Below are 22,344 nucleotides of genomic sequence, written 5' to 3' on the forward strand. Positions count from 1 at the left end.
AGAGACGGATGGCAAGCCCGCCGCTGATCGAATTCAGGAAGGTCTCGAAAATCTACGGCGAGCGCGAGGCGGCGATCCGCGCGCTCGACCATGTGGATCTTATGATCGATGCCCGTGAATTCGTTGCGATCATGGGGCCGTCCGGTTCAGGCAAATCGACGGCGATGAACATTCTTGGCTGCCTCGACGTGCCGACATCGGGTGAATACATCTTCCAGGGCATTCCGACCAGCGGTTTCGACCGCAGCCAGCTGACGCTGTTGCGCCGCCACATGCTGGGCTTCGTCTTCCAGGGCTTCAACCTCTTGTCGCGAACCTCGGCCGCAGAGAATGTTGAGCTGCCGCTGATCTATCGCGGCATGGCAGTGCGTGAACGGCGCGAAAAGGCGCGCGAGGCGCTGGCGCTGGTCGGCCTGTCGGGCCGCGAGCATCACAAGACGCAGGAGCTGTCAGGCGGTCAGCAGCAGCGCGTCGCCATCGCCCGCGCCATTGTTACCGAGCCGGCGCTGCTGCTCGCCGACGAGCCCACCGGCAATCTCGACACGAAGACCAGCTTCGAGATCATGGAACTGATGACGCGGCTGAACCGGGAGCACGGCATCACCATCGTCATGGTCACGCACGAGTCCGATATCGCCTCCTATGCGGGGCGGCTGCTGCGCTTCGTCGATGGCAAGCTGGAGAGCGAGGTCGAGCAGGCCAGGAGGACGGATCATGTTCTTTGAGACGTTGAAGCTGGCATTGCGTGCCATTAACCGCAACATGCTGCGCTCCTTCCTCACCGTGCTCGGCGTCGTCATCGGCGTTGCCGCGGTCATCGCGCTGGTGACGATCGGCAACGGTACGACCGCGCAGGTCTCGACCGAACTCTCGCGCCTCGGCACCAACATGCTGTTCGTCCGCCCCGGCCAGTTCGGACCAGGTCGGGCAAGCTCCGAGGCCAAACGCTTCAGCCTCAAGGATGTCGCCGCCATCCGCGATCAGATCGGAGGCTTGAGGGCGGTGGCGCCGCTCAACCAGTCGACGGCGACGGTGATTCTTGGCGGCCAGAACCATTCGACCAGCGTCTCCGGCACCACCAACGACTATTTCGTCGCGCAAGACTGGAGCCTGGCGCTCGGCCGCACTTTCACGCCTGCCGAGGAACGCGGCCAGTCCCGCTGCATCATCGGCGAGACGGTGCGTTCGCAGCTCTTCGGCGCCGCCGATCCGCTCGGTCAGCAGATCCGCGTCGGCAAGGTCTCATGTCCTGTGATCGGCGTGCTTGCCAAACGCGGCCAGTCCGGCATGGGCACTGACCAGGACGATGTCGTCATCATGCCGGTCAAGGTGTTCCAGCGGCGCATCAGCGGCAACAGCAACGTGCCGCAGATCATCATCTCGGCGCGCGACGGCGTGTCCACAACCAAGGTGCAGGCCGATGTCGAAAATCTGCTGCGCGAGCGCCGCAAGATCGTTCCCGGCCGGCAGGACGATTTCAACGTCAACGACATGACGCAGATCGCCGAGGCGATGACCGGCACGACGACGCTCCTGACTGGTCTGCTCGGCGCCGTCGCCGCCATCAGCCTGCTCGTCGGCGGCATCGGAATCATGAACATCATGCTGGTCTCCGTCACCGAACGGACCCGCGAGATCGGCATCCGCCTGGCGATCGGCGCGCTGGAAAGCCAGGTGCTCACCCAGTTCCTGGTCGAAGCGGTGGCCCTCTCGCTCTTCGGCGGCATCACCGGAATTCTGCTGGGCCTCGGCCTTGGCTCCGGCGCCGTCGCGCTTTTGAAAGTCCCCTTCGTCTTCAGCCCGATGATGGTTGCCGTCGCCTTCCTCTTCTCGGCGGCGATCGGCATGATCTTCGGCTATTTCCCGGCGAGGCGGGCAGCGCGGATGAACCCGATCGAGGCGCTTCGGCACGAGTGACGCGCCGTGTCAAAACGCGTGATGTCTCTGCCGGTGAGTTCGGGAGAAACGCCAACCCCACCCTCCGTCATCCTCGGCCTTGAGCTGCCTTGAGCCGAGGATCCACGCCACTCCCGCTATGGATGCGGTGCATGAGCGATGAACTTTCACAGCGTAGACTCCTGAGCCCCGAAACTCACACCGCTTTTATCTATTTGTCTCTATTCTGATATTTCAATGCCGACTTGTCTTCGGTTTTTGACCGTGTCACTATGTGATATATCAGATTGGGCAGCGGACTTTCAGCATGCAGACGTCACAAAGCCATCGTGCCTATCTCGCGCTCGAGCACCTGATCGTTACGCTGGCGCTGAAGCCTGGCGCACTCGTCACCGAAAAGCAGTTGATCGATCTGGCCGGGCATGGGCGGACGCCAGTACGCGAGGCGATTCAGAAACTCGCCTGGCAAGGACTGATTTTGGTGAAGCCGCGCGTCGGATTGCAGATTGCCGAGATCGCCCCTGATGATCATGGCAGCGTCATGCAGGTGCGCCGCGAGCTGGAGCCGATCGCGGCAAGCCTGGTTGCGGAACATGCGACGGACGAGCAGCGCCTACGCTTAGGCAATTGCGCCGACGCCATGGAGAAATGCGCCGCAACCGGCGACCTCGCCGGCTTCTTCGCCGCCGACAAGACCTTCGACGAAATCCTCGAGGATGCCTGCCCGAACGGCTTCATCGTGGCAGCACTCGGCCCGGTACAGACGCATTCGCGTCGCCTCTGGTACTCCACCGCAACCCCCGAGCGTATGGGCCGCGCCATCGCGCTGCATGTCGCCGTTATCAGAGCCATTCAGCGGGGCAGGCCGGATGAAGCGGGTGCGGCCATGGCGGCATTGATCGATTATCTCGCCCGCAAATAAAAACGGCCCCGTTTCCAGAGCCGCTTCAAATCTAATTGTCGCAAAAAAACTGTCAGCCGACGAAAGCGCGTTCGATGACGAACTCGGCGGGCTTGCTGTTGGCGCCTTCATTGAGGCCGGCCTGTTCGAGCAGTTCCTTGGTGTCCTTCAGCATGGCCGAGGAGCCGCAGATCATGCCTCGGTCGATTGCCGGATCGAGGGGCGGTACGCCGAGATCGGTAAACAGCTTGCCTGACGAGATCAGGTCGGTGATGCGGCCGCGATAGGCGAAGTCCTCGCGCGTGACGGTCGCATAATGGCGCAGCTTGTCGCCGACGACTTCCTTCAGCAGCTCGTCGTTCTGAATCTCCTCGATGAGGTCGAAGCCGTATTTCAGCTCGGCGACATCGCGGGTCGTATGGGTGAGGATGACTTCCTCGAACTTTTCGTAGGTCTCGGGATCGCGGATCAGGCTGGCGAAGGGCGCGATGCCCGTTCCCGTCGAGAACATGTACAGGCGGCGCCCAGGCGTCAGCGCATCGAGCACCAGCGTGCCGGTCGGCTTCTTGCGCATCAGCACCTGGTCGCCCGGCTTGATCGCCTGCAGATGCGAGGTGAGCGGGCCGTCCGGCACCTTGATCGAGAAGAATTCGAGCTCTTCGGCCCAGGCGGGGCTGGCGATCGAATAGGCGCGGAAGACGGGCTTGCCCTCGACCATCAGGCCGATCATCGCAAATTCGCCGGAACGGAAACGGAAGCCCTGCGGCCGGGTCATCGTGAAGCGGAAGAGCCGGTCGGTGTAATGCGTCACGGCAAGCACCGTCTCGGCGTAGACGCCGGCGGGGATGGACGAGGCGAAGTCTTCGGTCTTTGCAGGCGCGTTCATTGGGGTTGAGGATCCCGTTTCGTCGGATGAACTATCGGATGCGAGGCAGATATTACATATCGGGCTCGAATTAAAGGCATTCCATTCCACGCAGTGCTCCTGAAGGGAAATATGCATGTCATTGTCAGGATTCAATGGCCTGTGGGGAATGTCTCATTTCCCGCTGGCGAAGGCCGGCAAAGGATGCATATTAGTGCGGCGTGCCCGACATGGTCGCCGGTTTTCGGCGAAATCGGTGCGACAACAAGGATCTACGGGAACCGATTCAGCGACGGGATCGGTGCCGGTGGCAAAAAAAGACGCTTGCCGGGGTGAGCGCGATAGGGCGATCGGGGATATGAAGATTTTCAACTACAAGCGTGTCCCTTACGCGGAGATGCGCGCCTTTTCCGTCCATATCCTGACGGCCTCCGGCTCGTTCCTCGCTTTTCTCGGCGTCGTCGCGGCCGCCGAGCACCGCTTCATCGACATGTTCTGGTGGCTGGGTCTTGCCCTTCTTGTCGACGGCATAGACGGGCCGATTGCGCGCAAGGTGCGGGTCAAGGAAGTGCTGCCGAACTGGTCGGGTGATACACTCGACAATATCATCGATTACGTCACCTATGTACTGCTGCCGGCCTTCGCGCTCTATCAGAGCGGCATGATCGGCGAGCCCTGGTCCTTTGTCGCCGCCGGCATGATCGTCGTCTCCAGCGCCATCTATTATGCCGATATGGGCATGAAGACGGAGGAGTATTTCTTCTCCGGCTTCCCCGTCGTCTGGAACATGATCGTCTTCACCCTGTTCGTCATCGACGCGAGCGCGACGACGGCACTTGCCATCGTCATCGTCTCCGTGGTGCTGACCTTTCTGCCGATCAATTTCCTCCACCCGGTCCGCGTCAAACGGCTGCGCCCGCTGAATCTCGGCGTCTTTTTCCTGTGGTCGGCGCTCGGAATTCTTTCACTGCTGATGCATTTCGATACGCCCGAATGGGCGCTCATTCTCTTTATCGTGACCGGGATCTATCTTTACGTCATCGGCGCGGTGCTGCAATTCTTTCCCGCCCTGGGACGCGAAGCTTGAGGACAGGCAAATGACGAAGACGCAGGCGGTTTCATTCTCGAGGACCGGTGGACCGGAGGTTTTCGACTATGTCGAGATCGATCTTCCGCCGCCCGTGGCCGGCGAAGTGCAGATCCGTCAGGCAGCGATCGGTCTTAATTTCATCGATGTCTACTTCCGCAACGGCTCCTATAAGGTGCCGCACCTTCCCTTTGTCACCGGCAAGGAGGGCGCTGGCATGGTTACCGCAGTCGGCCCCGGCGTTATCGATTTCAAGCTGGGCGACCGGGTCGCCTATGCCAGCGCCGACGGCGCCTATAGCGTCGAGCGCAATATCGAGGCGCGCCATCTGGTGCATGTGCCTGAGGGCATCGAGCTCGAAACGGCGGCGGCGATGATGCTGAAGGGCATGACTGCCGAATATCTCCTGAACCGCACCTTCAAGGTCGGTCCCGAGACGGTTCTGCTGTTCCATGCCGCTGCCGGCGGGGTCGGACTGATCGCCGGTCAATGGGCGAAGGCGCTCGGCGCCACCGTCATCGGCACGGCGGGCTCCGAGGACAAGGTCGCGCTGGCGCTCGACCATGGCTACAACCACGTGATCAACTACAAGACCGAGGACTTCGTCCAGCGTGTCCGCGAGATCACCGGCGGCAAGGGCGTCGATGTCGTCTATGATTCGATCGGCCGCGATACTTTTCCACAGTCGCTCGATTGCCTGAAGCCGCGCGGCCTTTTTGCCTCTTTCGGCCAATCCTCCGGGCCGATCGAGAATTTCAGCCTTTCGCAGCTGGCGCAGAAAGGCTCGCTCTTTGCAACGCGGCCGACGCTCTTCACCTATATCGCCGCGCGCCAGGAATTGGTCGACAGTGCGAAAGCGCTATTTGATGTTGTGCAAAGCAACAAAGTGCGTATCAATGTCAACCAAACCTATCCGCTGCGTGAGGTTGGGCGGGCTCACGCGGATCTGGAAGCAAGAAAAACGACAGGAACGACGCTGCTGATTCCATGAGATCCGAACGGACCGGTTGGCAGAAGAAATGAGGGGAACGTGTCGCCATTGAATGTGCCGGATCCCGGTGCGTTATTATCCGTGCAGAAGCTGACGAAGTTTTTCGGTGGCTTTGCCGCCTGCAATGACATCGATCTCGATATCGCGCCGGGCGAAATTCACGCGCTTCTCGGCGAAAATGGCGCAGGCAAATCCACGCTGGTGAAGATGCTGTTCGGTGTTCTCGAGCCGACGGGCGGACATATCCTCTGGCAAGGCAGGCCGGTCGCCATCGCCTCGCCGGGCGACGCCCGCAGGCTCGGCATCGGCATGGTCTTTCAGCATTTCTCCCTGTTCGAGGCGCTGACCGTCGCCGAAAACATCGCGCTGTCGCTCGATGACACCATTCCGATCGGCAAGATCGCAGAGGAGGCGAGGGCGCTCTCTATCGCCTACGGCCTGCCGCTCGATCCGCATGCCCATGTCGCCGATCTCTCGGTCGGCGAGCGCCAGCGGATCGAGATCGTCCGCGCGCTGCTGCAGAACCCCAAGCTGATCATTCTCGACGAGCCGACCTCGGTGCTGACGCCGCAGGAGGCCGACAGGCTGTTCGAAACGCTGTTCAAGCTGCGCGCCGAGGGCCGCTCGGTTCTCTATATCAGCCACCGCCTGGAAGAAGTGCAGCGCATCTGCGATCGCGCCACCGTGCTGCGCCATGGTCGGGTGACCGGCGCCTGCGATCCGAAGCAGGAGACGCCCGCCTCGCTTGCCCGCATGATGGTCGGCAGCGAGGTGGCGACCGTTACCCATCCCGAGCGCTCGGACAAGGGCGAGGTGCAACTGGCCGTTTCGAACCTGTCGGTTGCTGCCCGCACGCCCTTCGCCATGCCACTGCGCGATGTCTCCATGGCTGTGCGCTCGGGCGAAATCCTCGCCATCGCCGGTGTCGCCGGCAACGGCCAGAGCGAGCTCTTCGACGCACTCTCCGGCGAATATCCGGTCGCATCGGCCGAGGCGATCGTCATCCGCAAGAAGCCAGTGGGCACCGAGGGCATCACGGCCCGCCGCCTGCTCGGCGCCGGTTTCGTGCCGGAGGAGCGGCATGGCCACGCCGCCGTTTCCGCCATGAAGCTGTCGGACAATCTGGTTCTCGCCCGCAGCCAGTCGGATCGCAAGGCCTTTCTCGGCGCGCTCGGCATCATCCGCTACGGCGCGGTGAAATCCGCCGCGCGGCGCATTTCCCAGGCGATGGATGTGCGCAAGAGCGGCGATGATCCGGCCGCGGGCTCGCTTTCCGGCGGCAATCTGCAGAAATTCATCGTCGGCCGCGAGCTCGACCGCCAGCCCTCCGTCCTGGTCGTCAACCAGCCGACCTGGGGCGTCGATGCCGGAGCTGCGAGCCGCATCCGCCAGGCCCTGGTCGATCTTGCAAAGTCGGGCTCCGCCGTCGTCGTCATCAGCCAGGATCTCGACGAGATCTTCGAGGTGGCGACCGATATCGCGGTCATCTCCGAAGGGCGCCTTTCCAGGCCTTATCCGGCCGGCGCACTGACGCGCGAAAGGATCGGCCTGCTGATGGGCGGCCTGCATGAGGGCAGACACGCCTCGGAGGCAGCGCATGCGCATTGAACTCGAAAAGCGCCCCGACGTCTCGAAGCTCTATACCTTCGTCTCGCCGCTGCTGGCGCTTGTGCTGACGCTTGCCGTCGGCGCCATCATGTTCGCCATGCTCGGCAAGGATCCTGTCGAGGCGCTGGACGCCTTTTTCGTCGAGCCGCTGCTCGAAGTCTGGTCGCTGCACGAGCTGGCGATCAAGGCAGCACCGCTGATCCTGATCGCCGTCGGCCTTGCCGTCTGCTATCGCTCGAACAACTGGAATATTGGCGCCGAAGGTCAGTTCACGATCGGCGCCATCACCGGCTCCTATCTGCCGATCGTCTTCTACGACTGGCATTCGCCGCTTGTCCTGCCGCTGATGCTGCTGCTCGGAGCGCTCGGCGGCGCGCTTTTTGCCGCCATTCCGGCGCTGTTGAAAGCCCATTTCAACACCAACGAAATCCTGACGTCGCTGATGCTGGTCTATATCGCCCAGCTCTTCCTCGATTGGCTGATTCGCGGCGCCTGGCGCGATCCGCAGGGCTTCAACTTTCCGGTCTCGCGTGATTTCGCCCCGGAAGCGGTGCTGCCGGCGATCTGGGAGGAATCCGGCCGGGCCCATTGGGCCTTCCTCTTCGCCATCATTGCCGCGATCGGCGTCTGGTTCATGCTGCGCTATACGCTGAAAGGCTTCGAGATTGTCGTGCTCGGGCAGTCGGAGCGGGCAGGGCGCTTTGCCGGCTTCTCCTCGAGGAAGATGATCTGGTTCAGCTTTCTTTTCTCCGGCGCGCTTGCCGGCCTTGCCGGGATCGCCGAGGTCTCCGGCTCGATCGGCCATCTGCAGCCGGCGATTTCGCCGGGCTACGGCTTCACCGCCATCATTGTCGCCTTCCTGGGGCGGCTCAATCCGCTCGGCGTCATCGCATCGGGCCTGGTGCTGGCGCTGACCTATCTCGGCGGGGAGGCGGCACAGCTGTCGCTCGGCGTTTCCGACAAGGTCACCCGCGTCTTCCAGGGCCTGTTGCTCTTCTTTGTGCTCTCCTGCGATACGCTGATCTATTACAAGATCCGCATCGTCTGGTCGCGGGTCAGGGGTGGCGTGGCATGAGCATCTTCGAAGCGATTCTGTTGACGGTGATTACCGCCTCTACTCCGCTGGTCATCGCCGCCCTCGGCGAACTCGTGACGGAACGCTCCGGCGTTCTGAACCTCGGTGTCGAAGGCATGATGATCATGGGCGCGGTCGCCGCTTTTGCGGGTGCCCAGGCATCGGGCTCGCCCTATGTCGGGATTGTCTGCGGCATTGCGGCCGGCGCACTCTTTTCGCTGCTCTTCGCCTTGCTGACGCTGACGCTGGTGGCCAACCAGGTGGCGACGGGACTGGCGCTCACCCTTCTCGGCCTCGGCGCATCCGGCATGCTCGGCGAGGCCTATGTCAGCGTGCCGGGCATCCGGCTGCAAGAGATCGTGATTCCCATTCTGTCGGATATCCCGCTCGTCGGCCCGGTACTCTTCAGGCAGGATCTGATCTTCTACCTGTCGATCGCGCTCGTCGTCGGTGTCAGCTGGTTCCTGTTCCGCAGCCGGGCCGGGCTGAAACTCAGGGCAATCGGCGACAGCCACGCTTCCGCTCATGCACTCGGCATCCATGTCATCCGCACCCGTTACCTGGCGGTGATGTTCGGCGGCGCCTGCGCCGGTCTGGCCGGCGCCCAGTTGTCGCTCGTCTACACGCCGCAATGGGCGGAGAACATGTCGGCCGGCCGCGGCTGGATTACGCTGGCGCTGGTCGTCTTCGCTTCCTGGCGGCCGTGGCGGGTCTTTGCCGGCGGTTATCTCTTCGGCGCGGTGACCATATTGCAGCTGCACGCACAGGCCTTCGGTCTCGGCATACCCGCGCAGTTCCTTTCGATGCTGCCCTATGCCGCGACTATTGTGGTTCTCATCATCATTTCCCATAATCGGCGCACGACGTTGATCAACACGCCCGCATCGCTTGGAAAAGCCTTCGTGCCGGAGCGATAGACAACGACAAAAGACGGGTTTCCGCAATAACTTCAAACCAACAGGGGTTCCCATGAAGAAGTTCGCATTCGCACTCGCCGCCTCGGCTGCTGCCGTGATCGGCATTTCCTCCGCCGCTCAGGCCGCGGACAAGACGAAGGTCTGCTTCGTCTATGTCGGTTCGCACACCGATGGCGGTTATTCGCAGGCCCACGATCTCGGCCGCCAGCAGGTCCAGGCCGAATTCGGCGACAAGATCGAAACGCCTTATCTCGAAAACGTGCCGGAAGGCCCGGACGCCGAGCGCGCCATCGAGCGTCTGGCCCGATCCGGCTGCAAGCTGATCTTCACCACGTCCTTCGGCTTCATGGATGCGACGGTGAAGGTCGCTGCCAAGTTCCCGAAGGTCGAGTTCGAGCACGGCACCGGCTACAAGACCGGCCCGAATCTCGCGACATACAACTCGCGCTTCTATGAAGGCCGCTATATCCTCGGCCAGATCGCCGCCAAGACCTCGAAGAATCACGGCGCCGCCTACATCGCCTCCTTCCCGATTCCCGAAGTGGTCATGGGCATCAACTCCTTCGAGCAGGGCGCCAAGTCGGTCGACCCGAGCTTCAAGCTCAAGGTCATCTGGGTCAATACCTGGTTCGACCCCGGCAAGGAGGCCGACGCGGCCAAGGCGATGGTCGACCAGGGCGTCGACGTGTTGACGCAGCATACCGATACGACAGCGCCGATGCAGGTTGCCGAAGAACGTGGCATCCATGCCTTCGGTCAGGCATCCGACATGATCGCAGCCGGCCCGAAGGCGCAGCTGACGGCGATCGTCGACACCTGGGGCGCCTACTACTCCAAACGCGTTCACGCGCTCCTCGACGGCACCTGGAAGTCCGAACAGAGCTGGGACGGCCTGAAGGACGGCATCCTGAAGATGGCGCCCTACACCAACATGCCTGACGACGTGAAGAAGATGGCCGAGGAAACCGAAGCCAAGATCAAATCCGGCGAGTTGCATCCCTTCACCGGCCCGATCAACAAGCAGGACGGAACGCCCTGGCTGAAGGCGGGCGAGAAGGCCGATGACGGTACGCTGCTTGGTATGAACTTCTACGTCGAAGGCGTCGACGACAAGCTGCCGGCGCAATGATCGGTTATCGGTTTTGCAGATGCGAAGGGCGCTCCTTGGGGCGCCCTTTTTTCTTCCCAAACGTTAAAAAAAGCGATTTACAAAAGTAATACTATATGATTTTTTGACCCTGCGCCGCGAAGGAGCGGCATTGGGAGGATATCATGAAATTGAAGACTGCACTTTTGAGTGCCACGATTCTGGCTGCCTGCATGTTCGGTTCGGCTTCGGCTGGCGGCTTGACCGTCGGCTTCTCGCAGATCGGTTCGGAATCGGGCTGGCGTGCGGCTGAAACCACTGTCACCAAGGAACAGGCCAAGAAGCGCGGCATCGATCTGAAGTTTGCCGATGCGCAGCAGAAGCAGGAAAACCAGATCAAGGCTTTGCGCTCCTTCATTGCTCAGGGCGTCGATGCCATTCTGATCGCTCCGGTTGTGGAAACCGGCTGGGACGACGTTCTGAAGGAAGCCAAGGAAGCCAAGATCCCGGTTATCCTTCTCGACCGCACCATCAAGGCTCCCGATGATCTGTACCTGACGGCCGTTACGTCGGACCTCGTTCATGAAGGCAAGGTCGCAGGCGACTTCCTGGTGAAGACCGTCGGCGATAAGAAGTGCAACGTCGTCGAACTGCAGGGCACGACCGGTTCGTCACCGGCGATCGCCCGCAAGAAGGGCTTCGAAGAAGCTCTTGCCGGCCACGACAACCTCAAGATCGTTCGCAGCCAGACCGGTGATTTCACCCGCACCAAGGGCAAGGAAGTCATGGAAAGCTTCCTGAAGGCCGAGAACGGCGGCAAGGATATCTGCGCTCTCTATGCCCATAACGACGACATGGCCGTCGGCGCCATCCAGGCGATCAAGGAAGCCGGCCTGAAGCCGGGCAAGGATATCCTCGTCGTCTCCATCGACGCCGTGCCTGATATCTTCAAGGCGATGTCCGAGGGCGAGTCCAACGCCACCGTCGAGCTGACGCCGAATATGGCCGGCCCCGCCTTCGATGCCCTCGAAGCCTATCTGAAGGACAAGAAGGCTCCGCCGAAGTGGATCCAGACCGAGTCCAAGCTCTACACGCCTGCCGACGAGCCGATGAAGGTCTACGAAGAGAAGAAGGGTCAGGGCTACTGATTTGAACCTGGAACCGCACTGGCCCATAATGGGCCGGTGCGGAACTGCCGGTGCCGGATCGGGCGTCAGCCCGGTCTTGGCGCGGGCGCACGGCGCAATATCAGGACACAGCAGCCCTCATGCTTCACAATAACGAGAATATTCTCGCAGCCTCGGCCATATCCAAGTTTTTTCCCGGCGCCGTCGCCCTTGATAAGGTTGATTTCACGCTGCGCCGCGGTGAGGTTCATGCGCTTCTCGGCGAGAACGGGGCCGGAAAATCGACGCTGATCAAGTGCATCACCGGCGCCTATCATCGCGACGGCGGCAGCCTGACGCTCGACGGCCAGGAAGTCAATCCGGCGAATACCCTCGCTGCCCAGAAGCTGGGTATCGGCACCGTCTATCAGGAGGTCAACCTCCTTACCAATCTGAGTGTCGCCGAAAACCTGTTTCTCGGACGACAGCCGAGGCGTTTCGGCGTGACCGACGTGCGCGCGATGAACCGCAAGGCGCGCGAACTGCTCGCCGGTTACGGCATCGATATTGACGTCACCGCCGAACTCGGACGTTTCTCCGTCGCCGTCCAGCAGGTCGTCGCCATCGCCCGTGCCGTTGATCTCTCCGGCAAGGTGCTGATATTGGACGAGCCGACGGCAAGCCTCGACAACCAGGAAGTCGCACTGCTCTTCCGCATCATCGAGGACCTGAAAAAGCGCGGCCTCGGCATCGTCTTCATTACTCATTTCCTCGAGCAGGTCTATGCGATCAGCGATCGCATCACCGTCCTGCGCAACGGCAAGCTCGTCGGCACCCGCGACGCCGCCGAACTGCCGCGCCAGGGCCTGATCGCCATGATGCTCGGCCGCGAGCTCGCCCAGGCCGAAGAGACGGCGGGAGAACGCAGTATTGCGGCCGGCGAGGTCCGGTACCGCTTTTCCGGCTACGGCAAACGCGGCAAGGTCAAGCCCTTCGATCTCGATGTGCGCGTCGGCGAGGTGGTCGGCGTGGCCGGTCTTCTCGGTTCCGGGCGCACCGAAACCGCCGAATTGCTGTTCGGCGTCGAACATGCCGACAGCGGCAGCGCGACGATCGATGGCCAACCCGTCACCCTTTCCAGCCCACGCGCGGCAATCGAAAAGGGTTTCGGCTTCTGCCCTGAGGACCGCAAGACCGACGGCATCATCGGCGACCTGTCGATCAGGGAAAATATCGCGCTCGCGCTGCAGGCTCGCCGCGGCTGGACGCGGCCGCTGTCGCGCGCCGAGCAGAATGCGCTCGCCGACCGCTATATCAAGGCGCTCGACATCCGCACCACCGACCGTGAAAAGCCGATCCGGCTGCTCTCCGGCGGCAACCAGCAGAAGGCCATCCTCGCTCGCTGGCTGGCAACCAATCCGAAGTTTCTCATCCTCGACGAGCCAACCCGCGGCATCGATGTCGGCGCCCATGCCGAGATCATCCGGCTCATCGAACAGCTCTGCGCCGAAGGCATGTCATTGATCGTAATTTCCTCGGAACTGGAAGAGCTTGTCGCCTATAGTTCACGTGTCATCGTGCTTCGCGACAGGCAGCATATCGCCGAACTCACAGGCGAGCGCATCACCGCGGCCGGCATCGTCGATGCCATTGCCGCCGCCGAGCATAAGAAGGAGGATGCATGAAGTCCTCTCGCAATGCGCTGGCCTATCGCCTGGCGCCGCAATTGATCGCGCTCGTTGTCATTCTTCTGTTGAATTTCATAACGTCGCCGCAATTTTTTAATGTCGTTGTTCAAAATGGTCGTCTCTATGGCAGTCTGATCGACGTGCTCAATCGCGGCGCGCCGGTGGCTTTGTTGGCGATCGGCATGACGCTGGTGATTGCCACCAAGGGCATCGACCTTTCGGTCGGCGCGGTCATCGCCATTTGCGGCGCCGTCGCAGCGTCGTCAATTGTCTCTGGAAATTCAGTCGCTTATACCATTTTCCTGACGTTGGCGATTGGGCTTGCCTGCGGCGTCTGGAACGGTTTCCTGGTGGCTATCCTCAACATCCAGCCGATCATCGCCACGCTGGTGCTGATGGTCGCCGGCCGCGGCATCGCCCAGCTCATCACCGAGGGCGCCATCCTGACGTTCAACGATGACGGCCTGATCTTCTTCGGCAGCGGCTCCTTGGCGCTCCTGCCGATGCCGGTCGTCATCTGGATGCTCGTCGGCCTGCTCGTCATCCTGCTCGTTCGCCGCACGGCGCTCGGCATGCTGCTCGAGGCGGTCGGGATCAACCGCCGCGCCAGCACCCTCTCCGGCATTCAAACACCGGTGTTGCTGATGGCGGTCTATATGCTGAGCGGGCTTTGCGCCTCGATCGCGGGGATTATCGTCGCGGCCGACATCAAGGGCGCTGACGCCAACAATGCCGGTCTTTGGCTGGAGCTCGATGCCATCCTCGCCGTCGTCGTCGGCGGCAACTCGCTTCTTGGCGGAAGATTCAGCATCGTCGGGTCGCTGATCGGCGCAATGATCATCCAGGCGGTCAACACCGGCATCCTGTCCTCCGGATTTCCGCCTGAGTTCAACCTGATCATCAAGGCGGTCATCATCATCGTGATCCTTGTCATCCAGTCGCCGGCGGTGCAATCGCTCGCCATCTTCGCCAGCCGTCGGCAGGGCGGAAGGGAGTAGCCGAAATGAACTCCAAATATCTGCCGCTGCTTGCGACCATCGTCATCTTCGTGCTGGCTTATGCCGGCTGCACGCTGCAATATCCCAACATGCTGTCGACGCGCGTCATCGGCAATCTTCTGACGGACAATGCGTTCCTCGGCATTGCCGCAGTCGGCATGACTTTCGTCATCATCTCCGGCGGCATCGATCTGTCGATCGGTTCGATCATCGCCTTCACCGGTGTCTTCCTCGCCGTCATTCTGCAGAACACCTCGATCCATCCGCTGCTTGCCTTTGCGCTGGTCCTCGTCATCACCACCGCCTTCGGCGCCGTCATGGGCGCCATCATCCACTATCTCGAAATGCCGGCCTTCATTGTCACGCTTGCCGGCATGTTCCTGGCGCGCGGTATCGCCTTCGTGCTCTCGATCGACAGTATTCCGATCAACCACGACTATTATTCGACGCTGACGAGCCTCTATTGGCGCCTGCCCGGAGGCGGACGGCTGACGCTGATCGGCGCCGTCATGCTTCTGGTCTTTGCCGCCGGCATTTTCATCGCCCACCGCACCCGCTTTGGCACCAACGTCTATGCACTCGGCGGCGGGCCGCAGACCGCGCGGCTGATGGGCGTGCCGGTCGGCCGCACGACGATACAGATCTACGCATTGTCGGGTTTTCTCGCCGGTCTATCCGGAATCGTTTTTTCGCTGTACACATCTGCCGGATATTCTCTGGCTGCGGTGGGCGTCGAACTTGACGCCATCGCTGCAGTGGTCATTGGGGGGACGCTGCTGACCGGAGGAGCGGGCTTCGTGGCGGGAACCTTGATCGGGATTCTGATCCAGGGACTCATTCAGACCTACATCACCTTCGACGGTACGCTGTCGAGCTGGTGGACGAAGATTCTGATTGGCCTGCTGCTATTTGCATTTATTCTGATGCAGAAGGCGATCCTGTTCCTTTCCAGCCTGAACAAGAGGTATGCCTGAGGGGGGCGGCTCGCTTGCGCAACAAATTCATCGAGGCACGCAAGACAGGGCGCCGAACCCGGACGAGCCATGCACAGGTGGTCGACGAGCTCGGCAAGGCAATTGTCGCCGGCACCTATCCGGTCGGCTCGATCCTGCCGGGCGATACGGAACTGGCGCAACGCTTCAAGGTGTCGCGCACCGTCCTGCGTGAAACGATGAAGACGCTCGCAGCCAAGGGCATGGTTGTCGCGAAGGCGCGGGTCGGCACGCGCGTGACCGAGAAAACCCTCTGGAACATGTTCGACAGCGAAATCATCGCCTGGCACTTCGACAACGGCGTGACGGAAGAATTCCTGCTGCAGCTTTACGATATCCGCCTGGCCGTCGAACCCTTCGCCGCCGGTCTGGTCGCCGAGCGCGCCAGCACCGAGGAAATCGAGACGCTTCGCGAACTGGCGCAGGAAATGGCGGCGAGCGGGCATACGGCCGACAGCCTGGCGCTCGCTGACCTGCGCTTTCACCTGGCGATCGCCGAAGCCTCGCACAATCCCTTCATGCGCACCCTCGGCAGCCTTATCGAAGCTGCCCTGGTCGGCATGTTCCGAATCAGCACGCCGCCCTCCGAAAACGGGTTCGCCAATATCGCCGATACCCACATGCGCATCGTCGATGCCATCGTTTCCGGCGACAGCGCCGCGGCGCGGCGTGCGATGGAAGTCGTCATCGTGGACGGCCGCGATCACGTGCACGAGGCCTTCGCGGCGCACGGCTCGCCTGTTGTCTTGGGGCCGATTTCGCCCGCAATCTAGCCCTGAAATCGATTTCCGATTTCAGGAATTATGCAGTATGAGGCAGAAAAGCCGCCTCATCGCGCGGATTCGCGGAGCAGATCATGGAACGAACTTGTCTTGCCGTCATCCTTGCCGCCGGTGACAGCACGCGGATGAAATCCTCGAAATCGAAAGTGCTGCATCCGGTCGCCGGACGGCCGATGATCGCCCATGTGGTCGAGGCGGTCGCCTCTGCCGGCATCTCCTCCGTTGCCCTCGTCGTCGGCCGCAACGCCGAGGAGGTGGCAAAGGCGGCAAGCATCGACGGTGTCGGCATCGAAGCCTATCTGCAGCAGGAGCGCCTTGGCACTGGTCATGCGGTGCTGGCGGCGCGCGAGGCGATCGCCAGGGGCTATGACGATGTCCTCGTCACCTATGGTGACGTGCCGCTGCAGACCGACGGACCGCTCAAGGCCGCTCGCCAGGGACTGGCCGAAGGCAGTGATGTCGTCGTCATCGGTTTCCACACCGACCGCCCGACCGGCTATGGCCGCCTGCTCGTCACGGACGGCGAACTCATCGCCATCCGCGAGGAGAAGGACGCCACCGACGCCGAACGTACTGTGACTTGGTGCAACAGCGGACTGATGGCGATCAACGGTCGCAAGGCGCTCGATCTTCTCTCACGCATCGGCAATGCCAATGCCAAGGGTGAATTCTATCTGACCGATCTCGTCGAGATCGCCCGTTCGCTCGGCGGCCGCGTCACCGCCGTCGACGCTCCTGAAATCGAGATGACCGGCTGCAACAATCGCGCCGAACTTGCCGTCATCGAACGCTTTTGGCAGGAGCGTCGCCGCCGTGAGATGATGCTGGCCGGCGTTACGATGATCGCGCCGGAAACGGTGTTTCTCTCCTACGACACGGTCATCGGCCAGGACGCGCTGATTGAGCCGAACGTCGTCTTCGGCCCCGGTGCGGTGATCGACAGCGGCGCCGTCATTCATGCCTTCTCCCATATCGAAGGCGCCCATGTCAGCGAAGGCGCAACCGTCGGGCCCTTCGCGCGGCTGCGGCCGGGTGCCGATCTCGCCAACGGTTCGAAGGTCGGCAATTTCTGCGAGATCAAGAACGGCCGGATCGGCGAGGGCGCCAAGGTCAACCATCTGACTTATATCGGCGATGCTGTTGTCGGTGCCGGCAGCAACATCGGCGCCGGCACGATCACCTGCAATTATGACGGCGTCAACAAGAGCGAAACGGTCATCGGGGAAAACGCCTTCATCGGCTCCAACTCCTCGCTGGTGGCGCCGGTGACGATCGGCGACGGCGCCTATATCGCCTCGGGCAGCGTCATAACAGCCAACGTGCCGGCCGATGCGCTGGCGCTCGGCCGCGCCCGTCAGGAGATCAAGCCCGGCCGCGCAACGCTGCTGCGTGAACGCGCGCTCGCGATCAAGGCTGCAAAGAAGGCGAAGGGCTGAGGCTGCTTTCCGTAACCGGCGGAAATTGAAAGTGACCGCCGAGGCCATTGAGAAATAAGCAGGAATCATTAGGACTGGCCTCGTTATCGAAGCCTTTTATGGGGATATTGCATGTGCGGCATTGTCGGGATCGTCGGAACTCAGCCTGTTGCCGGGCGCCTGGTGGATGCACTGAAGCGTCTCGAATATCGCGGTTACGATTCCGCCGGTGTCGCCACCATCCATGAGGGGATGATGGATCGCCGTCGCGCCGAGGGAAAGCTTTTTAACCTTGAAAAGCGCCTCGATGCGGAGCCGTTGCCCGGCACCGTCGGCATTGCCCATACACGCTGGGCAACGCACGGAGTTCCCAATGAGACCAATGCTCATCCGCACTTTGTTGAAGGGGTTGCCGTCGTCCATAACGGCATTATCGAGAATTTCTCCGAGCTTCGCGATGAATTGACTGGAGAAGGGGCGGTCTTCGATACCCAGACCGATACGGAAGTCGTCGCCCAGTTGATGGCGAAATATCTGCGCGAGGGCCTGGAGCCGCGTGCGGCCATGCTGAAGATGCTGAACCGGGTGACCGGCGCCTATGCGCTGGCCGTCATGCTCAAGGCCGATCCCGGCACGATCATGGCCGCACGTTCCGGCCCGCCGCTGGCCGTCGGTTATGGCCGCGGCGAGATGTTCCTCGGATCGGACGCGATCGCACTTTCGCCCTTCACCAATGAGATCACCTATCTGGCCGATGGCGATTTCGCCGTCATCACTCGCGACGGCGTCGCCGTCCTCGATTTCGCCGGCAAGCCGGTCAAACGCGCCCGCCAGATCTCGCAGGCGACCGCCTATGTGGTCGACAAGGGTAATCACCGCCATTTCATGGAAAAGGAAATCTACGAGCAGCCGGAGGTGATCTCACACGCCCTCAGCCACTACGTCGATTTCGCCGAGAACACGATCGGCCCCAATGCCGCCGCAATCGATTTCAAGGCGGCGACCGGTCTTGCGATTTCGGCCTGCGGCACTGCCTATCTCGCCGGCCTTGTCGGCAAATACTGGTTCGAGCGTTATGCCCGGCTGCCCGTTGAGATCGACGTCGCCTCCGAATTCCGCTATCGCGAGATGCCGCTGTCGTCCTCGCAGGCCGCGCTCTTCATCTCCCAGTCCGGCGAGACCGCCGATACGCTGGCATCGCTGCGTTATTGCCGCGATAATGGCCTGAAGATCGGCGCCGTCGTCAATGTCCGCGAATCGACGATTGCCCGCGAATCCGACGCCGTCTTTCCGATCATGGCCGGGCCCGAAATCGGCGTTGCCTCGACCAAGGCCTTCACCTGCCAGCTTGCAGTGCTGGCATCGCTGGCAATCGGCGCCGGCAAGGCGCGCGGTACGGTGAGCGCCGAGGAGGAGAGGGCGCTGGTGCGTCATCTCGCCGAAATGCCGCGGATCATGAGCCGAGTGCTGAACCTGATCCAGCCGCAGATGGAAAGCCTGTCGCGCGAATTGTCGAAGTGCAAGGACGTGCTCTATCTCGGCCGCGGCACCAGTTTCCCGCTCGCCATGGAAGGCGCGCTGAAACTCAAGGAAATTTCCTATATCCACGCCGAAGGCTATGCTGCCGGCGAGCTGAAGCACGGGCCGATCGCGCTGATCGACGAGAACATGCCTGTCATCGTCATCGCCCCCTACGACCGCTTCTTCGAAAAGACGGTCTCGAACATGCAGGAGGTCGCAGCCCGCGGCGGCCGGATCATCTTCATCACCGACGAAGCGGGTGCGGCGGCCTCGAAACTGCCGACCATGGCAACCATCACCCTGCCTGTCGTCGATGAAATCATTGCCCCGATGATCTTCTCGCTGCCAATCCAGTTGCTCGCCTATCACACCGCCGTGTTCATGGGCACCGACGTCGACCAGCCCCGCAACCTGGCGAAATCCGTGACTGTGGAGTAAGCCCGCAAGGTTGGAATCCGGCGCCGAAACATATTGTGCGGCGCCTGGAATTCTGGCAATTTTACCATGTGGACAAAGGGGGAGGGCCGGTGCATCGGCCTGTCCAGGACTGAAATGGAGCTCATCAGGAAACGATGACCGACAATGCCCCCAGAATGCCCGTGGCGACACGGTTGCGGAATAATTTCCTCGCAGGGCTGATCATCTGCGCGCCGATCGCCATCACCATCTGGTTGACCTGGACCTTCATCCATTGGTCGGACAGCTGGGTCAGGCCCTATATTCCGGCGCGCTGGAACCCGGAAAGCTATCTGAACTTCGCCATTCCCGGCTTCGGCTTGTTGATTGCTGTCGTGCTGATCACCGTCGTCGGCTTTCTCGGCAAGAACCTGATCGGCCAGAGCATCGTCCGGTTCGGCGAATCGATCGTTCATCGCATGCCGTTGGTGCGCACGATCTATAGAAGCGTGAAGCAGATTTTCGAAACGGTGCTGAAGGAACAGTCGAACTCCTTCAAGAAGGTCGGCCTCATCGAATATCCGGGTCCCGGCCTTTGGGCGCTGGTCTTCGTCGCCACCGACGCCAAGGGCGAGATCGCCTCGAAGTTCAATGCCATGGGCCAGGACATGGTGGCCGTCTTCCTGCCGCCGACGCCGGTGCCGACGGCCGGCTTCCTGATCTTCGTGCCTCGTGAAAAGATCGTCATGCTCGACATGAGCCCCGAGGACGCCGCAAAATTCCTTATATCAGGCGGGCTCGTGGCGCCCGGGCACACGCCATCAGAGCCGAAACAGAAGCATTTGCCGCGGCCGAAGCCGGTGGCGGTTTCGAAGGCGGACTAACCTGCCCTCAGGAAGCGGATCGCCTCGTCGCGGCGGAAAAGATAGAGCAGCGTGCGGATCGCCTGTCCTCGTTCGCTGGTCAGTTCCGGATCGCGCTCGATGAGATAGGCCGCATCCTTGCGGGCGATTTCGAGCAGGTCGGCATGCGCTTCGAGGCTGGCAATGCGGAAGCCCGGCGTGCCGGATTGACGGGTGCCAAGCAATTCGCCTTCGCCACGCAGCTTAAGGTCTTCTTCGGCGATGCGGAAACCATCTTCGGTTTCTCGCATGATCGAAAGCCTGGCGTGGCCGGTCTCGCCGAGCGGTCCCTTATAGAGCAGGATGCAGGTCGAGGCCTGGTCGCCACGCCCGACGCGGCCGCGCAGCTGATGTAGTTGCGCCAGGCCGAAACGCTCGGCATGTTCGATTACCATGATCGTCGCATCCGGCACGTCGACGCCGACTTCGACGACTGTTGTGGCGACGAGAAGACGGGTCTCGCCATTCTTGAACGCCATCATCGCCGCATCCTTCTCCGCGCCGCTCATGCGGCCATGAATGAGACCGATATCGGGCCCGAGCGAGGAGACGAGCGTCGCGTGCCGCTCCTCGGCCGACATCAGCTCGAGTTCGTCGGATTCTTCGACCAGCGGGCAGATCCAGTATGCCTTCTTGCCCTCGGCTAGCGCGCTCTGCAGCCGCCCAACGATTTCGCCGGTCCGCTCCATCGGCACGGTGATCGTCTGGATCGGCTTGCGGCCAGCGGGCTTTTCGGTGAGCTTGGAGACGTCCATGTCGCCGAAGGCGGCGAGAACCAGAGTGCGCGGGATCGGCGTCGCCGTCATGACAAGCATGTGCGGCGAGATGCCCTTGGCCGTCAGCCTGAGTCGCTGATGCACGCCGAAACGATGCTGTTCGTCGACGACGGCCAGCATCAGCTTGGCGTAATTGACGCTGTCCTGGAAGAGCGCATGCGTTCCGATGACGATCTGCGCAGCACCCGAGGCGATGCGCTCCAGGATCTCTTCCCGTTCGCGTCCCTTGGTGCGCCCGGTCAGCACCTCGATGCCGAGTCCCGCGCAGGCAGCGAATTTCGCGATTGTCGCGTGATGCTGGCGCGCCAGGATTTCGGTCGGGGCCATGAGCACCGCCTGGCCGCCGCTCTCGATCACCGCCGCCATCGACATCAACGCCACCAGCGTCTTGCCGGCACCGACATCGCCCTGCAGCAGCCGCAGCATGCGCTCGTGACCGGCCATGTCCTTCAGAATCTCGGCGATCGCATCGTTCTGGCTTGACGTGAGCGAGAAGGGCAACGCCTTCATGATCTTGCTGCTGACCGCACCGGTCGCATGCACCGGCTGGCCGGCCAGTTTGCGCAGCCTCTGGCGCACCAGGCTCAGCGACAGTTGGCCGGCTAGAAATTCATCGTAGGCCAGCCGCCGTCGGGCAGGGGCCTGCGGATCGACATCCGAGGGATCGCGCGGTTCGTGCAACATATGAAAGCTGTCACGGATCGACGGCAGCCCCTGCCGCTGCGTCAGCGTCAGGTCGATCCATTCCGGCAGCTCTGGAAAGCGCGGCAGAGCGGCATCGATGATCTTGCGTAATGTCTTTGGCGAAAGCCCCGCCGTCAGCGGATAGATCGGCTCGACGAGGGGCAGGCTCTCCGCCTCCTCCGCTTTGACGATATAGTCGGGATGCACCATCGAGGCGCGGCCGTTGAACCAGTCGACCTTGCCGCTGACCGTCACCTCCGCGTCGAGAGGCAACTGCTTCTCAAGCCATGCCGCCTGCCCACGGAAGAATACCAGCGTCAACTCGCCCGTCTCGTCATGCAGGAAGACGCGATATGGAATATTGCTTTTGCCGCGCGGCGGCACCTGATGGCGGTCGACGCGCGCGGTGATCGTCACGATCCCGCCCTGCGGCGCCAAAGCTATTCCCGGCTGGTTGCGCCGGTCGATCAGCGAGAAGGGCGCATGGAAAAGAAGATCGATGACCCGGCAATCCTCCGCCGTCTCGCGCCCGAGCAGCTTGACCAGCAATTCGGCGATCTTCGGGCCGACGCCCGGGAGGCCCGAAATGGGAGAAAACAGCGGATCGAGAATGGCGGGGCGCATGCGGCCAAAATGCGATGAACAATGCGGCCTTGG

At 61.9% G+C, this 22,344-nt stretch carries 19 protein-coding genes; 17 read left to right on the top strand and 2 right to left on the bottom strand.

Going from position 1 to position 22,344, the window contains the following annotated elements; translation table 11 throughout:
- Positions 1 to 8 precede the first annotated feature (8 nt).
- The 3 genes from J2J99_RS10920 (at position 9) to J2J99_RS10930 (ending at position 2,818) form a co-directional block, all read left to right on the top strand.
- Positions 9 to 725, top strand: coding sequence for an ABC transporter ATP-binding protein (locus J2J99_RS10920; protein WP_168296920.1), 717 nt, complete (start codon positions 9 to 11; stop codon positions 723 to 725).
- Positions 715 to 1,917, top strand: coding sequence for an ABC transporter permease (locus J2J99_RS10925; RefSeq protein ID WP_168296919.1), 1,203 nt, complete (start codon positions 715 to 717; stop codon positions 1,915 to 1,917). Before J2J99_RS10920 ends, J2J99_RS10925 begins: the two co-directional genes overlap by 11 nt.
- Before the next feature lie 286 nt (positions 1,918 to 2,203).
- On the top strand, positions 2,204 to 2,818 hold the full coding sequence (locus tag J2J99_RS10930; protein WP_168296918.1) for a GntR family transcriptional regulator: 615 nt from the start codon (positions 2,204 to 2,206) through the stop codon (positions 2,816 to 2,818).
- Between the two features lie 52 nt (positions 2,819 to 2,870).
- On the opposite strand, the gene J2J99_RS10935 is transcribed toward J2J99_RS10930, so the two are convergent.
- Positions 2,871 to 3,683 (bottom strand): ferredoxin--NADP reductase, encoded by an 813-nt coding sequence (locus tag J2J99_RS10935; protein ID WP_168296917.1) that lies wholly within the window; start codon positions 3,681 to 3,683, stop codon positions 2,871 to 2,873.
- Between the two features lie 337 nt (positions 3,684 to 4,020).
- Here J2J99_RS10935 and pcsA point away from each other — a divergent pair, with 337 nt between their 5' ends.
- From pcsA to J2J99_RS11005, 14 genes are all read left to right on the top strand, one after another.
- Entirely contained in the window at positions 4,021 to 4,749 is a 729-nt protein-coding gene (pcsA, locus tag J2J99_RS10940; RefSeq protein ID WP_168296916.1) for a phosphatidylcholine synthase, read from the top strand.
- Between the two features lie 10 nt (positions 4,750 to 4,759).
- The gene (locus J2J99_RS10945; RefSeq protein ID WP_168296915.1) at positions 4,760 to 5,740 is read left to right on the top strand and encodes a quinone oxidoreductase family protein; all 981 of its coding nucleotides are present in this window, start codon (positions 4,760 to 4,762) and stop codon (positions 5,738 to 5,740) included.
- A gap of 48 nt (positions 5,741 to 5,788) precedes the next feature.
- Positions 5,789 to 7,348 (top strand): ABC transporter ATP-binding protein, encoded by a 1,560-nt coding sequence (locus tag J2J99_RS10950; RefSeq protein WP_205918849.1) that lies wholly within the window; start codon positions 5,789 to 5,791, stop codon positions 7,346 to 7,348.
- Positions 7,338 to 8,423, top strand: coding sequence for an ABC transporter permease (locus J2J99_RS10955; RefSeq protein WP_168296913.1), 1,086 nt, complete (start codon positions 7,338 to 7,340; stop codon positions 8,421 to 8,423). The genes J2J99_RS10950 and J2J99_RS10955 overlap by 11 nt, the downstream gene beginning before the upstream one ends.
- Complete coding sequence (locus J2J99_RS10960) at positions 8,420 to 9,340, top strand: ABC transporter permease (protein WP_168296912.1); 921 nt, start codon at positions 8,420 to 8,422, stop codon at positions 9,338 to 9,340. The genes J2J99_RS10955 and J2J99_RS10960 overlap by 4 nt, the downstream gene beginning before the upstream one ends.
- Before the next feature lie 52 nt (positions 9,341 to 9,392).
- Positions 9,393 to 10,469, top strand: a complete 1,077-nt coding sequence (locus J2J99_RS10965) for a BMP family ABC transporter substrate-binding protein (protein ID WP_168296911.1) — start codon at positions 9,393 to 9,395, stop codon at positions 10,467 to 10,469.
- Positions 10,470 to 10,612: 143 nt separating this feature from the next.
- Positions 10,613 to 11,575 carry a galactofuranose ABC transporter, galactofuranose-binding protein YtfQ gene (gene ytfQ, locus J2J99_RS10970; RefSeq protein WP_168296910.1) on the top strand — a complete coding sequence of 321 codons (963 nt, stop codon included), beginning with the start codon at positions 10,613 to 10,615 and terminating at the stop codon, positions 11,573 to 11,575.
- A gap of 119 nt (positions 11,576 to 11,694) precedes the next feature.
- Positions 11,695 to 13,218 (top strand): galactofuranose ABC transporter, ATP-binding protein YtfR, encoded by a 1,524-nt coding sequence (gene ytfR / locus J2J99_RS10975; RefSeq protein ID WP_168296909.1) that lies wholly within the window; start codon positions 11,695 to 11,697, stop codon positions 13,216 to 13,218.
- Positions 13,215 to 14,219: an ABC transporter permease gene (locus J2J99_RS10980; protein WP_168296908.1), complete on the top strand. Its 1,005-nt coding sequence runs from the start codon at positions 13,215 to 13,217 to the stop codon at positions 14,217 to 14,219. Before ytfR ends, J2J99_RS10980 begins: the two co-directional genes overlap by 4 nt.
- 5 nt (positions 14,220 to 14,224) lie before the next feature.
- Positions 14,225 to 15,193, top strand: coding sequence for a galactofuranose ABC transporter, permease protein YjfF (gene yjfF, locus J2J99_RS10985; protein ID WP_064708946.1), 969 nt, complete (start codon positions 14,225 to 14,227; stop codon positions 15,191 to 15,193).
- A gap of 14 nt (positions 15,194 to 15,207) precedes the next feature.
- Entirely contained in the window at positions 15,208 to 15,984 is a 777-nt protein-coding gene (locus tag J2J99_RS10990; RefSeq protein WP_168296907.1) for a FadR/GntR family transcriptional regulator, read from the top strand.
- A gap of 83 nt (positions 15,985 to 16,067) precedes the next feature.
- Positions 16,068 to 17,429, top strand: a complete 1,362-nt coding sequence (gene glmU, locus J2J99_RS10995) for a bifunctional UDP-N-acetylglucosamine diphosphorylase/glucosamine-1-phosphate N-acetyltransferase GlmU (protein WP_168296906.1) — start codon at positions 16,068 to 16,070, stop codon at positions 17,427 to 17,429.
- A gap of 111 nt (positions 17,430 to 17,540) precedes the next feature.
- Positions 17,541 to 19,367, top strand: coding sequence for a glutamine--fructose-6-phosphate transaminase (isomerizing) (gene glmS / locus J2J99_RS11000; RefSeq protein WP_168296905.1), 1,827 nt, complete (start codon positions 17,541 to 17,543; stop codon positions 19,365 to 19,367).
- Positions 19,368 to 19,501: 134 nt separating this feature from the next.
- Entirely contained in the window at positions 19,502 to 20,209 is a 708-nt protein-coding gene (locus J2J99_RS11005; RefSeq protein WP_168296904.1) for a DUF502 domain-containing protein, read from the top strand.
- On the opposite strand, the gene recG is transcribed toward J2J99_RS11005, so the two are convergent.
- Entirely contained in the window at positions 20,206 to 22,311 is a 2,106-nt protein-coding gene (recG, locus tag J2J99_RS11010; protein WP_168296903.1) for an ATP-dependent DNA helicase RecG, read from the bottom strand. The two genes, J2J99_RS11005 and recG, sit on opposite strands and share 4 nt — an antisense overlap.
- Between the last annotated feature and the right edge of the window lie 33 nt (positions 22,312 to 22,344).

This window comes from Rhizobium binae, assembly GCF_017357225.1.
Taxonomy (GTDB): Bacteria; Pseudomonadota; Alphaproteobacteria; order Rhizobiales; family Rhizobiaceae; genus Rhizobium; species Rhizobium binae.